Below are 14,127 nucleotides of genomic sequence, written 5' to 3' on the forward strand. Positions count from 1 at the left end.
TAAACTTGTGGTCAATCAATACTGCGGACGGTTTTTAATTAGCATTCGTAGAATAAAAGTTTCAAGGCGATTCGCCAATGGAGCTACCAACGGAAAATCAAGGGTTTCACACTACGAACTACAAACAGTCCAGACTATTGGTAAATGACGATTTCAGATGCAGAGGAGGATCTACAGTAGCCCACAACACATTAATCTTAACCAGAACTATGCAACTGAAGGCCCTAAACTGCTCGACTGAAGTTTGATACGCTGCTCTCTCGTTAAAGACCACATCTGTCTTTGGTATGAAAATCTACTGTTTTTAAAGTTGCGTTAAGTTTTGATGTATGGCGAGGTACTTTACCCAATGTGCAGCGGAAGCTCCTAATCTAAAAAGTAAAGCCACCTACTTGCCAACCACCGAATACTATCCGAGGAGAGAGGACAAATGCTTGAATCTTACCGCCGTACCGCGGCCGTTCGGGCCCATGAGGGAATTCCACCGCTGCCCCTAGACGCCCAGCAAACGTCGGAACTGTGTGAACTGCTGAAAAATCCGCCGGCAGGAGAAGAAGAAACCTTAATAGAATTATTGCGCGATCGCGTCCCCCCAGGCGTAGACAGCGCCGCCTACGTCAAAGCTGGTTTTTTAACTGGCATTGCTAAAGGCGAAATCCACAGCCCCCTAATTGCTCCCAAATGGGCAGTTTACCTGCTGGGGACAATGATGGGCGGTTACAACGTCCAATCTTTAATCGATTTGCTCAATCCTACTGCCGAAATCGCCATTCCCGCCACCGCCGCCCGGGCACTGAGCAAAACGTTGTTAGTATTCGACGCTTTCCACGACGTTATAGCTTTGTCTGATACCAATCCCTACGCCAAGCAGGTAGTCGATTCTTGGGCGGATGCCGAGTGGTTTACAGGCCGTCCTGTATTGCCAGAAGCGATTACCGTTACAGTCTTCAAAGTTCCTGGAGAAACCAATACTGACGACTTGTCGCCTGCACCTCATGCTACCACGCGACCGGACATTCCCCTACACGCTTTGGCGATGCTCGAAAGTAAGATGCCTGGGGCTTTGCAAACCATTGCAGAATTGAAGCAAAAAGGTCATCCCGTAGCCTATGTTGGTGATGTTGTCGGTACCGGTTCGTCACGGAAATCGGCGATTAATTCCGTGCTCTGGCACATTGGCAATGATATTCCGTTTGTGCCCAACAAGCGCAGTGGCGGTTATATTTTAGGAGGTGCGATCGCCCCGATCTTCTTCAATACCGCTGAAGATTCCGGCGCATTGCCGATCGAATGTGATGTCTCCAAAATGGAAACAGGAATGGTAATTACCATCCATCCATACAAAGGCGAAATCACCAACGAAGCCGGAGAAATTATCTCCACCTTCACCCTCAAACCCGACACAATTCTAGACGAAGTTCGCGCCGGCGGCCGAATTCCGCTATTAATTGGACGCACTTTAACCGACAAAACTCGCGCTGCTTTAGGACTAGAACCGAGCACTATTTTTACCCGTCCTACAATCCCAGTGGATACGGGAAAAGGCTTTACTTTAGCACAAAAAATGGTAGGCAAAGCTTGCGGTTTGTCCGGCGTTCGTCCCGGTACATCTTGCGAACCAGTCATGACAACAGTCGGCTCGCAAGATACCACAGGGCCAATGACTCGCGACGAATTGAAAGAACTTGCTTGTTTGGGATTTAGCGCCGATTTGGTAATTCAAAGTTTCTGCCACACCGCCGCTTATCCAAAACCAGTTGATGTCAAAACTCACCATGAATTGCCCGATTTCATGGCAGAGCGCGCCGGCATAGCTTTGCGCCCCGGAGACGGCATTATTCACTCTTGGCTGAACCGGATGTTATTGCCAGATACAGTGGGAACGGGCGGCGATTCTCACACTCGTTTTCCTTTGGGAATTTCCTTTCCTGCGGGTTCGGGATTGGTGGCATTTGCTGCGGCATTGGGCGTCATGCCTTTGGATATGCCGGAATCAGTTTTAGTGCGGTTTAAAGGTGAATTGCAGCCGGGAGTAACGCTGCGGGATGTTGTGAATGCCATTCCCTATGTAGCAATTCAAAAAGGTTTGCTAACCGTCGCGAAACAGAACAAGAAAAACATCTTTTCTGGACGGATTATGGAGATTGAAGGTTTGCCCGATTTGAAGGTTGAGCAGGCTTTTGAATTGACCGATGCGACTGCAGAGCGTTCTTGCGCTGGATGCACCATTAAATTGAGCGTGGAGACTGTTTCTGAGTACATTCGTTCCAATGTCGCGCTGCTGAAAAACATGGTGGCGCGGGGCTATCAAGATGCGCGGACGATGATGCGCCGGGTGGCTAAGATGGAGGCATGGCTGGCAAATCCGGTGCTGATGGAGGCGGATGCTGATGCGGAATACGTTGAAATCATCGAAATCGATCTGAACGAGATTAAAGAGCCAATTGTGGCTGCTCCCAATGACCCGGATAATGTTAAGTTGTTGAGTGAGGTTGCGGGCGATCGGGTTGACGAAGTATTTGTCGGTTCTTGCATGACAAATATCGGTCACTACCGCGCCACTGCAAAGGTGTTGGAAGGTGCAGGGGAAGTGAAAACTCGCCTGTGGATTTGTCCGCCAACTCGCATGGATGAACAGCAACTCAAAGAAGAAGGTTATTACAGCATTTTTGGAGCCGCTGGAGCGCGTACAGAAATGCCCGGTTGCAGTCTTTGTATGGGCAATCAAGCGCGGGTTAAAGATGCGACAACGGTTTTTTCAACTTCTACTCGTAACTTTAACAACCGCATGGGCAAAGATGCACAAGTTTATCTCGGTTCGGCGGAACTGGCTGCTGTTTGTTCACTGTTAGGTCGCATTCCTACAGTCCAAGAATACAATGAGATTGTGTCGAAGAGAATCGATCCTTTTGCTGGTGATTTGTATCGGTATTTGAATTTCGATCAAATTGCTGGTTTTGAGGATGAAGGACGAGTGATTGCTTTGGAAGATATGCCTCGCATTGAGGATATTTTGGGCATTCCCGATGGTGTGCTGAGCAAGTAAAAAGTGGGGCGGGCGATCGCCCGCCCTGTGTTTATAATAGGAGAGGGGTTCACGCCTGCATCTCTAATTCACGTCCCAGATATTAATCGACCTGCCCCCATCCCCTTTTCGTAAATCAATCAAACTTCATATAAATCTGAGAAAGGAGAAAAGTGATTATGCCTGAGCAAGCTTTAATTAGCGAAAGCCAAGCGACAGCAACTTCAGCGCCAGAAACTCGCATAGGTGAAGAAATTGTAGATTTTTTGCGGGAGATTCAGCAAACTCCGAGAGAATATTGGCCAAACTTACTTCAGATGATTCGGATATTTCGCTCCACAGTAACAATGAAGCCAGGAAGCCCCGATACTTCGATAAAAACTACAGACGAAATTAAGACCATCGATCCCGTACAGCAGCACGAAGCTCTGAGCAAATTGCTACAGTCTTGGGTTGACGATGGAGATGAACAGGAGCAAACAGAAACCGCTGAAGTTCTCCGCAAGGCACTAGAAGAAAACCCCGTGCATATATAAGAGCATTCCATGAGCAGAATAGTGTTGTTAGATTCTGGGCCTTTAGGAATTGTTACCAATCCCAAAGCCACCTCTCCTTTATATCAAGAGGGCAAACTTTGGCTGCAATCTTTGCCACAGAAAGGTTACATTGTAATGCTCCCTGAAATTGCTGACTATGAGGTGAGGCGTGAATTAATTCGTGCAGGTAAGGCGACAGGTATTAGACGACTTGATGAACTTAAATCGCAAATCCCCTACCGTCCTTTGACTACAGAAGTAATGCTTTTGGCTGCTCAGTTGTGGGCTGACGCGAGAATGAGAGGAAGACCAACCGCAGAAGCCAATGCACTTGACGGGGATGTGATTTTGGCGGCTCAAGCAATATTGGAGGCAAGTGAAGGAAATCAGGTGGTAATTGCTACAACAAATGTGGGGCATTTGTCTCAATTTGTGGATGCTCGCGAGTGGCGACTAATTCAGTAATCTTTAAATCGATCGCACTTAGCCAATCCCTGCTATACTTTCAACTACAGATATTTTTACAGACACCGTTAGCGAGATAAACAGCATGGTGGAAACAGTGGACACAATAGAAAAAATTGACGATCGCACACAAACCCGCTACTGGGGTCAAGTTACAGTCATAGACGCGGGCGATCGTTATAAGATCAATCGCATTGAAGTCAAGCCGGGGCATCACATCAGCACCCAAATGCACTATCACCGCAGCGAGCACTGGGTTGTCGTCTCCGGTACCGCTAAAGTTATCTGCGACGACAAAGAGACGATTCTCATGCAGAAACAGTCAACCTACGTTCCCATGAATACTGCTCACCGCGTAGAAAATCCAGGAGTTATTCCCTTGGTGATGATTGAAATCCAAAATGGTGAATACCTCGGCGATGATGACATTATCCGCTTCGCCCAAGATGCTCACGAGGCAGATTGATCCTAGATCCAAATATGAAGCAATCGCAGACGCCAAGAAAAAGCTTCGCACACCGAACAATCATCTACGCTACGCAGCGACCGGAAACAAGATAAATCCTACAATTAAAAATTTAGGGGCAATTTCAGAATTGCCCCTACCTTATTATATTAAGCTTGTTAAGCACCAGAATTTGATATAGCAAGTGGCGATCGTCCTACGGCAAAGAAGCGTTTTTCAAATCTACATTTGCCATATTGGCATTCTTTAAATTGGCACCTGTCAAGTCCGAACCGTTCAAATTTGCACCGTTCAAATTTGCATTGGTCAAATTTGCATCCCGCAAGTTGACTCCCTGTACGTCGATTCCCGACAAACTGCCACCTCTGAGGCTGACATTCGCTAAATTGGCTACAGACTGGCGAGCATTCCTCAGATTTGCACCCGCCAAATTGGCGCTTTCTAAATTAGCACCTATTAAATTAGCGCTGGTGAGGTTGGTATTTTTCAAACTCGCAATCACTAAACCCGCCAAACTCAGATTAGCGCGGCTCAAATCAGCACCCTCCAAATTAGCCCCGTGCATTTTAGCCGCAACTAAACTCGCACCTTGCAATTTAGCTTGTTTCAGATTTGCTTCATTCAGTTTGGCTTCGTTCAAATTTGCACCGTTCAAATTGGCACCGCTCAGATTCGCACCAGTCAAATCTGCCCCGCTCAGATCAATACCAGCAAGCTGCGCTCCTGTCAAGTCACATTGGCTACATTTTTTAGTTTCTAATAATTGCTTGACGTGGGATACGTTTTCGGCCTTTACTCCCGATGCCAAACCGATCGCAATTAGCACCCCTGTTGTTGTTAAAATCCCAAATTTCATATACCACCCTCAGCAATATCTCTCTGTTAATAATATCGCACATTATTAAAGAGGGTTGGGTGATCAGTCTCTTTGATAAACTGTGACAATCATCACCCTGTTGTGCACAAAATATGCAATAATTATTGACGTTTCAACTCCCCCAAAATTATTGTAAATAATTATTGCTTTTTCAGGAACCAAAAAGGAAAAGATTGCGTCGGTTCGAGACGGACTCCGGTGATGCTGTTCTGAGCAAAGGTATAGTCCTTATCCTGCCAAAGAGGGATGAAAGGTACATCTTGACCTAGTATGTCTTGAATTTCCGCAAACAGAGCTTTGCGGGTTTCAGGATTTGCTTCTTTTCGTTGCTTGTCGATCAGTTCATTGACCCGATCGTTATAATAGAACGAACCCTGACCTTGGCTAGCACCCTTTTCACAGCCCCCAGCCGCCGAACCCGTCGCACAATCTAAAAACGGCTGAATGTAATTATCGGCATCGAAAAAGTCGGCGTACCAATCCACTAAAACCGCAGGATAAATTCCCTTCTCTATGTTTTGAAACAAAGTCGGAGATTCAACGCTGTTAATTTCTACCTGCATTATCCCGTCCATTTTGAGTTTAGTTTGCGCCTCGATCAGACTCGCGACTAAAGCTCGTTTTGTGGAAGCTGAAGGATACCAAAGTTGCAGAACAAAAGGATTGGTGGCTGAGTATCCAGCTTTCGTTAAAAGTTCCTTAGCCTTTGTCGTGTTGGCATCGCCGTACAGTTCTTTAAAAACCGGTTTTTGAACGTCGAAGGTTGTAGGGATCAGACTGTAAAGCGGTTGTGCTTGTCCCCGCAGTACGCGCTCATTAATCAGGGGGCGATCCATCGCTGCTGCGAGCGCCTGTCTCACTTCTAACTTATCCAGCGGTTTAGACTTGGTATTCAGCGTCATGTAACTAACCGTACTGCTTTCCCCCGCGATTTCCTGCCATTTCCCTTGTTTTGCTCCCTCGCCCAAGCTTTGAACTTGGTCTGCATCCAGAGACAAATAAGCCACATCAACTGCACCAGTCCGAAAACTATTGAACAAATTTGAGGCACTAGAAAGCAGCAAAAGGTCAATTCCTTGATTAACTGGTTTTTCGCCCCAATATTTGTCAAACACGTCAAACTTGAGAGAATCGCTGCCGTAATTCGCCAACTTGTAGCGTCCCGTTCCCACAAACGTATCGGGTTTAAATTTACCCTCCCCAATCTCGTAGGCTTTTGGAGAGACTGCACAACTACCAGCAAATGTCAAGAGAGAAGGAAAAGCAGCAAAAGGCTTTTTCAGTTGAAAAGTTAATTCGTATTCGCCCGTCGCTTTCACAGACTCTACTGCATCGCTCAACAAGAAAGCCGGACGACCGCCATTTTTGATAAACCGCTGCAAGGAAAACTCCATTGCTGCGGCATTAAACGGTGTGTCGTCGTGAAAAATAACGCCTTGACGCAAGGGGATTGTATATGTCAATCCGTCTTGGCTAACTTTAGGCATTGCTGTCGCTAAATGGGGGACTAACTCAGTAGTTCCCGACTTGTAAGTATAGAGAGTGTCGCCCAAATTTTGCAGCAGTTGCCCTGAGATAATTTCGTAAGCGTCCGCAGGGTCGATCGTCCGCAATTTCAAAGTTGTGCCAATAGTAACGCGGTTATTAGCATTTTCGCCGCTCGCAGTGACCGATGGACGTGTTCTTTGTCCACAACTTGCAGTTAACAAGCAGCACAGACAGAACAGAGCTATCGCTTTAATCACTGAAGGTTTTATATGTATTCTAGGCTGCTGCTTGTTAATTCCCATCGTCTTTTTTTGACACTCCAAATTATTGATTATATTATCAGGACTTACGCACTATTAGACTAGAAACCGGATTTATTGATAGATTCTCCTGTAATATCATGTCCGAGCGATTGACCATAATATCCCGGCAGGGCGGGTTTTTGAGATTGTCAATTATTGGCAGATATTGTTGTTGAACCCGCCCCTACCTCATTTCGGGCGAAGCGAAGCGGAGGGAATCGACCGGACAGAAGATAATACAAATATCGCTGCCTAACCACAGCAACTTAAAAGCTTGGTAATGTTCGATCGGTTTGAGATCCTTGGGCTCAATCTTGATCGCTTGCTGGGCCATCAGTGTTCTTGCTAAGAAGTGCGACGATCGTCTTAATTAATTCATCCGGTTCGATCGGCTTTGCCAGATGTCGGTGAAATCCAGCTTGCAAAGCTTGCTGTTGATTAACCTCGCCCGCATAGGCAGTCAGGGCGATCGCGGGAATCAGCCCACCCCGTTCTGGCGGCAGAGCTCGCACTTGCCGCAACAGCATATAGCCATCCATCCCCGGCATTCCAATGTCGCTCAACAGGACATCTGGCTGGAAATTAGTCAAGGCTGTGAGCGCTTCTTGAGGGACAGCCACAGTCAGTACCTCCGCACCTGCATCTTCTAGCAAAAACGAAATCAACTCTCGCATATCCGGCTCATCATCTACCACAACTATCCGCATCCCGGATAACGGTTCATCCGCAGTCGATCGTTCCGAAAGTCTTGCAAGAGAGTTTTCTTGTCTTACCTTCGGTGATAGGGGCAGTCTTACGGTAAAGGTAGCTCCTAACCCTTCACCGGCGCTATCTGCCCCAACCGTGCCACCGTGCAGTTCGACTAAATGCCGCACGATCGCCAGCCCCAATCCCAAGCCACCAAACTTGCGGGTTGTAGCGCCATCTTTTTGGCGGAAGTAGTCAAACACGTAGGGTAAAAACTCCGGTGCGATGCCAACCCCTGTATCCGCCACCGTAATTTGAGCGCGATCGCCCACACGAGTTAAGCGCACCTCAACGCGCCCCCCGGCCGAGGTGAATTTGACCGCATTGGAAACAAGATTCCAGACTATTTGCTGCAAACGGCCCGAATCCCCCAAAATTTGTCCAATCTGAGGATCTAACACAGTCCGAATATCAATGGATTTGGCAACAGCAGCCAAATTGACAGTTTCGATCGCCGATTCCACAGTTAAAGCTAAATCAACTGGACGAATATTAAGACTAAGCTTGCCTTGGAGAATTTTCGAGACATCAAGCAAATCTTCAATCAATTCAGTTTGCAGCTTGGCATTCCGTTCGATCGTCGCTAACGCCTGGGCGGTTTTCGCCGCATCCAGCTTGCCAGTTTGCAGCAGCTTTGACCAGCCCAAAATAGGATTGAGGGGCGATCGCAATTCATGGGATAGTACCGCTAAAAACTCATCCTTGATCCGATTTGCCTGTCTTAGCTGTTGGGCTTGCTGCTGGAGTGAATCGTTCAGATTTGCCCGTTCCAGAGCGATAGCGATCTGGTCACAAATCGATCCCAGCAGCTCGATTTCTGCAGGCGTGAAGTGCGTCCGAGTCCGACTGGCAAATGAGAGCGTTCCTAATAACCGTCCTTGAGCGATTAACGGTTGACCCACGTAAGCTGTGATGCCCAGTTCATAGAGGGCTTTACCATTCGGATGAGTGGAAAGTTCGGCTTGATTCAAGACAAGTTGCTGCTGCGTTTGGGCAACCAATCCACAGAGATATTGCCCTACTTCGATCCAGGCGATCGCCTGCGCCCTTTCTTCAGAGATGCCATCATAGTTTCTCAAATGCAGCATCGGGCGGTTGTCTTTTTCTTCCACCATGAAGTTGTAGTAACAATGCAGATCGAGTAGCACTGCCAGTTTGCGGAATAGCGTGTCCATCAAAGCCAGAGGCTGTTCTGTCTTCATCAGATCGCGCGTAGTTTCATACAGCAATTGCAGGCGCTCACTTGCTTGCCGTTGTGCAGTCTTGTCCTGCATGATTTTGACAAATCCCTGCGGACAATCCGCTTCATTAAGCAGGGGCATCATCAATCCACTGGCCCAAAAGTGATTCCCATCTTTGCGGACGTGCCAGCGTTCGTCTTCTGCCCGTCCTTGCAGTAGAGCCATTTGCCTCTGGTACTCGGCTTGTCCTTGTTCGTTATCTTCGGGCGTGAAAATCATCCGACTCGAGCAACCAATTGCTTCTGTCTCGGTATAGCCCAACAACCTTTCTGCCCCTGAGTTCCAACTGGCAATGATGCCGTTAAGGTCGAGGGTGAAGATGGCATAATCTTTGGCGCTTTCAAAGATCAGACGGAGGCGGGATTCACTCTCGCGCAGGGCTTCCTCAGCTTGTTTGTGGTCTTCAATATCAACACAGGAGCCGATGTAGCCCAAGAACTCACCTTCCAATCCGTAGCGAGGAACAGCTTCATCCATAATCCAACGGTATATGCCATCACAGCGTTTCAAGCGATAGTCCATCTTGAACGGTTGACGGGCATCAAAGGCAGTCACATAGGTGTCTAAACACCGCTCAAAGTCGTCGGGGTGGACTCCTTCTGTCCAACCATTGCCCCTTTCTTGCTCGATCGTGCGTCCGGTAAAGTTTAGCCACGGGAGGTTGAAGTAATAACAGAGTTTATCTGTGCCCGACATCCAAATCAGCACAGGGGCGGCATCTGCCATCAGCCGGAACCGTGCCTCACTCTCCCGTAGTGTGGCTTCGGCTTGTTTGCGATCGGTGATATCGTTGACGAATGCTACAAACCCTTCAATTTTTCCCTGGCTATTGAAGCGGGGAACATAGGTGGCATTGATATAACGGGTTCCACCATCTTTGTAGGGAATTTGGCTTTCAAAGGTCACTTCCTGTCCTGCCAAGACTTGCTCAACATAAGGACGAATCCCTTCATAGCCAGTTTTGCCTAAAACCTCTTGAAGGTGCTTGCCATAGATTTGCGCTGCCGGATGTCCAAACCATTCTTCATATGCTCGATTGTTGAAGCGATAACGCTGGTCTGAGTCTACAAAGGAAATCAAGGCAGGCACGGCATTGGTGACTAAACGAAGTTCTGCTTCTCGTTGTTGCAATACCTCCTCGGCCAGTTTTCGATCGGTGACATTTCGGAAATAAATGGTAATCCCGTTCGCAGCAGGGTAGGTGCGAACGTCATACCACCGATCGTGATCGGGATAAAAAGCCGTGACTGACAAAGCCACGCGCTCGTTTGCCACGCGCCGATAAACCTGCTCAAACTCGCTGCCATTAAGTCCGGGGAATTCTTCCCACACATTTTTCCCAATCAGATCGCTGGCAGTCCGGTCTAGCAGAATTTCCGCTGACCGATTCACATAAGTGAAACACCAATTCTCATCAAGGGAAAAGAATCCATCATCAATACTCTCTAGAATGTTGCGACTCTGCTCTTCGCTTTGACGCAAAGCTTCTTCTGCTTGTTTACGATCGCTGATGTCGATTAATACGCCGCGCGTCGAAATTATCATGCCCTCAGCGTTATAGGCGCAATCGCCCTTTGCCAAAATCCAACGAACGGTGCCATCTGCCCACAGCGTCCGATACTCAATTTCAGTATGCGGTTGATTCGCTTTGAGCTCATTGAGTACGGTGTGAACGAATGGACGATCGTCGTGATGCACCGCTTCTAAAAACACCTTCATGGAAATTCCCCGATCCACGGGTAAACCAAACATCCCTTTGGCTATGTCCGTCAAACTCAGGGTGTCAGTTTCCCTATGCCAATACCACAAACCCAAATTGCCGCCTTCGGAAGCCAGTCTGAGCTGTTCTTCGCTCTCGCGCAACGCCTGGAACGATCGATCGCGCTCGAAGACGATGCTGGCAACTTGGGTGCCGAACTCCGCGAGTTTATGTTCCCAATCAGTCGGCATCCGCGCCTCGCTAAAGCAAAGCATCAGCGACCCCATAGGTAGATTGTCCTGCCTGAACACGGGCTGAGAATGACACGCTAGAATGCCATGAGCCACGCATAAATTTCGCCATGCTTGCGACCAGCGATCGTCCTTGGCAATGTCGGCGCAGGTCACGGGCTGACCGCTATACACTGCTTCGCCGCACGTTCCAATGCACAAATCGTTAATCGGAGCATTTTGGAGTCCTTCAGCAAAAGACGGTGGAAAGTCTGGAGTAATCGATCTGTTAAAAGTCAGCCCCTGAGCATCCGCTAGCATGAAGCCCGCGCGGGTACCCGGATTCAGCTTGGATACAGAGTCACACACGGCTGCCAGACAGTCGTCTAGTGGCTGTCCGAAGGCGATCGACTCCAGCAGTCGTTTCTGCTCGATTAGGAGGAGTTCCGCCTGTTTGCGATCGGTAATGTCAGCAAGCAAAACGGTCAGTCCACTGGGCGAAGGGTAAATTCGATGGTCATGCCAACCTTTCAAAGGTGAGTACAGATAATCAAACTGGAGTGGCGTTTGTTCCCGCATTGCCCGATGAAATTGCACATAAGCATCGGTGTCAACGGCTGCAGGAAATAGCTCCCAAACGTTCTCACCCAGAATCGCTGACCGCGGCATTCCAACCATTTCACAGTAGCGATCGTTGGCATAGGTGTAGCGCCAATCGCGATCGAGGATGTAAAACCCATCGTTGATGCTAGAAAGTACCGTTTCTAGCTGTTCTTTTGTCTCCCTCGCCGCAGCTTGTGCGACTTGGCCCCGAACCTGGGCTTTTTGTTCTAGGAACCTTGCCTCCTGTAAATTTTGCAAGGCTGCTTTCGCATTTTTTAGAGCATTGCGCCACGATAAACTGAGTGAAGCGCTCAATCCTGCGGCGATCGAAAACATACCGATCCGAACAATTGTCTCTACATTAACTATCTGTAAGGAATAGAACGGCTCAATAAAAAAATAGTTGATTGCCAGCGTAGATAAAATTGTTGCCAGTAACCCAGCCCCGAAACTGCCATACCACGCACTCACCATTACCGCGATGAAAAACAGGGGCATCGTGGTTGGGTAGAGCCACGGTAAAAGCAATCGGGTTAGCGCCAGTGCCAAAGCCACGGAGAGGGTGGCCACACCATAGGGAAGTAGTCGAATATCTCTGAAAATGCTGTTGATTTCCTCTACACTCACCCTTTGTACTCCTTATCCGAAAAATATCTTGCTCGCAGCGCCTTACTGCATTCGCCAAGCGTTGCATCTGGGGAATTACCTAACTCATCCAGCAATATCTAAATTTGCTTGAGTGCCAAGCGAGAAGGCTTAGCCTGTCCATTTTCCCAACGATTAATCGTGGGAAAGGTCATCCGTTCTAAAAAACTTACCCATAGCTACCCAAATCTTGACATAGCTAGACATGAGTGCTTGTGGTGTTAACTTCCTGTTTCACAGTAGCGACAACATGACTGCTGTCGGGTTTGTCTACTCCGCAGGCTGACACGGTGGAACTCACCGCCAATTCTGAACGTTCTGGAATAAATATTCCTTCAAACCAACGTTCTATATTTTTCGACGCATTCAAGTCACGGTCTTGAATATTTCCACAACTGGGACATTCAAAGGCTCGGACTCTTAATGGCATTTTATGCCGATGATTACAGCAATTTGAACAGATTTGACTGCTAGGAAAGAATCGATCTATGAGCGTCAATTTTGAGTTAAACTTTTCGGTTTTATATTCAAGTTGACGCTTGAATTCGTACATGGCGCAGTCGGCGATTGCACCAGCTAACTTGTGGTTCTTCAAAAATGCCTTAACATTCAAATCTTCAATCTTCACTTCACCGTGGTTTTTGGCGAGGTAAGTTGTTAGCTTATGAATAGCATCTTTTCGGATGTTTGACACTTTTAGGTGCAGCTTGGCTAGTTTAGCGATTGCCTTTTTGCGGTTGTTAGACCCTTTGACTCGCGCACAGACACGCCGTTGCAGACGTTTCATTTTACGGTTCATCCGACGATAGGCTTTAGGGTTGGCAAAGACTTCGCCGTTAGAACAAACAGCTAGCTGCTTGATGCCGATATCAACTCCGACAGTAGGACGGTCACGTAGAGTTGCGGGCTGCTCAATTTCGTATTTAAAAGCAATGAACCATCTGTCAGCTTTTCGACTGATTACGCAGTTGTGAACTGCCGTAATTGGTAATGGTTCGTGCAGCCTAACCCAGCCAATCTTAGGTAACTTGACACGCTTGCCGTCGTTATTAATTCCTGGCTTTGCTTTGGTTCCTTGTTCTAGGTAGAAGGAGTCCCCCGATACACCTTTCTTTTTGAATCTAGGTTGTTTAGATACCTTTTTGAAGCATCTATCCCAAGCTGTTCTCAATTCAGTTAGAGCCTGTTTTGGGCTGGCTTTGGAAGATTCGTAATACCAGGGATGCTCATGTTTGACTTCTGCCACTAAACGCTTGTGTAGATCAATTGCAGAAGGGATCTTAATAGTTTTATCCGTCTTCCTGAGTGTCAATGTTTCAAGGATGATTGAATTTGCCCAGTTGTAAGCGTGTCTTGCTACTCCGCAATGCTGCCGAAATCTAGTCACCTGTTTGTTATTAGGTTTTAATTCCGTCTTGAAACTAAGTAACATTTGCTTTTACCTCATTTCTGCCTTACTCTTATTGTATGCGGAATTAATACGGAACAAGAAAATGCCTAGAAAAAAGATTTACAGCGAGCCTAAGCGTAAGGTCAACCTCAGCCTAACCGAGACTGCTACTAAGTGGCTAGAGGAAAAACGAGTTCAGCTTACCGCAAGCAGTCTTAGTGACGTTATCGAGAGACTTGCTAGAGAGTTACCCAACAATTCCATCAATGGGTAACTTTGTCCAAGAATCACGTTACAGCTTTAAACCCTAATTCATCCGCCAACTTTTTCTGAGACAGCTTCAGCCCTTGCCGCCGTTCTCCCACCAAATTACCGAGCGCTGGTTTTTGAACCCTAAGCCGGTCTATTTTGAG

At 47.6% G+C, this 14,127-nt stretch carries 9 protein-coding genes; 4 read left to right on the plus strand and 5 right to left on the minus strand.

The window, feature by feature from the left end; translation table 11 throughout:
• The first annotated feature begins 430 nt into the window (after positions 1–430).
• The 4 genes from acnB to QT987_RS17565 all read left to right on the plus strand — a co-directional run bounded on the left by acnB (position 431) and on the right by QT987_RS17565 (position 4,492).
• Positions 431–3,046 carry a bifunctional aconitate hydratase 2/2-methylisocitrate dehydratase gene (gene acnB / locus QT987_RS17550; RefSeq protein ID WP_333242195.1) on the plus strand — a complete coding sequence of 872 codons (2,616 nt, stop codon included), beginning with the start codon at positions 431–433 and terminating at the stop codon, positions 3,044–3,046.
• Between the two features lie 158 nt (positions 3,047–3,204).
• Positions 3,205–3,561 carry a hypothetical protein gene (locus QT987_RS17555; RefSeq protein WP_333242198.1) on the plus strand — a complete coding sequence of 119 codons (357 nt, stop codon included), beginning with the start codon at positions 3,205–3,207 and terminating at the stop codon, positions 3,559–3,561.
• Between the two features lie 9 nt (positions 3,562–3,570).
• The gene (locus QT987_RS17560) at positions 3,571–4,026 is read left to right on the plus strand and encodes a nucleic acid-binding protein (RefSeq protein WP_333242201.1); all 456 of its coding nucleotides are present in this window, start codon (positions 3,571–3,573) and stop codon (positions 4,024–4,026) included.
• Between the two features lie 85 nt (positions 4,027–4,111).
• The gene (locus tag QT987_RS17565; protein ID WP_445251729.1) at positions 4,112–4,492 is read left to right on the plus strand and encodes a cupin domain-containing protein; all 381 of its coding nucleotides are present in this window, start codon (positions 4,112–4,114) and stop codon (positions 4,490–4,492) included.
• Positions 4,493–4,688: 196 nt separating this feature from the next.
• Here QT987_RS17565 and QT987_RS17570 read toward each other — a convergent pair whose 3' ends face one another.
• The 5 genes from QT987_RS17570 to QT987_RS17590 all read right to left on the minus strand — a co-directional run bounded on the left by QT987_RS17570 (position 4,689) and on the right by QT987_RS17590 (position 13,756).
• Positions 4,689–5,348, minus strand: a complete 660-nt coding sequence (locus QT987_RS17570; protein WP_333242205.1) for a pentapeptide repeat-containing protein — start codon at positions 5,346–5,348, stop codon at positions 4,689–4,691.
• 161 nt (positions 5,349–5,509) lie between these two features.
• A complete protein-coding gene (locus QT987_RS17575; RefSeq protein WP_333242207.1) occupies positions 5,510–7,159 on the minus strand; it encodes an ABC transporter substrate-binding protein in 1,650 nt (549 codons plus the stop codon).
• A gap of 184 nt (positions 7,160–7,343) precedes the next feature.
• Entirely contained in the window at positions 7,344–7,493 is a 150-nt protein-coding gene (locus QT987_RS17580) for a hypothetical protein (RefSeq protein ID WP_333242210.1), read from the minus strand.
• Entirely contained in the window at positions 7,468–12,306 is a 4,839-nt protein-coding gene (locus QT987_RS17585) for a PAS domain S-box protein (protein ID WP_333242213.1), read from the minus strand. The genes QT987_RS17580 and QT987_RS17585 overlap by 26 nt, the downstream gene beginning before the upstream one ends.
• A 217-nt stretch (positions 12,307–12,523) precedes the next feature.
• Entirely contained in the window at positions 12,524–13,756 is a 1,233-nt protein-coding gene (locus QT987_RS17590) for an RNA-guided endonuclease TnpB family protein (RefSeq protein WP_333242216.1), read from the minus strand.
• Positions 13,757–14,127 lie beyond the last annotated feature (371 nt).

It is taken from the genome of Microcoleus sp. SVA1B4 (assembly GCF_036700545.1).
Lineage (GTDB): Bacteria > Cyanobacteriota > Cyanobacteriia > Cyanobacteriales > Microcoleaceae > Microcoleus.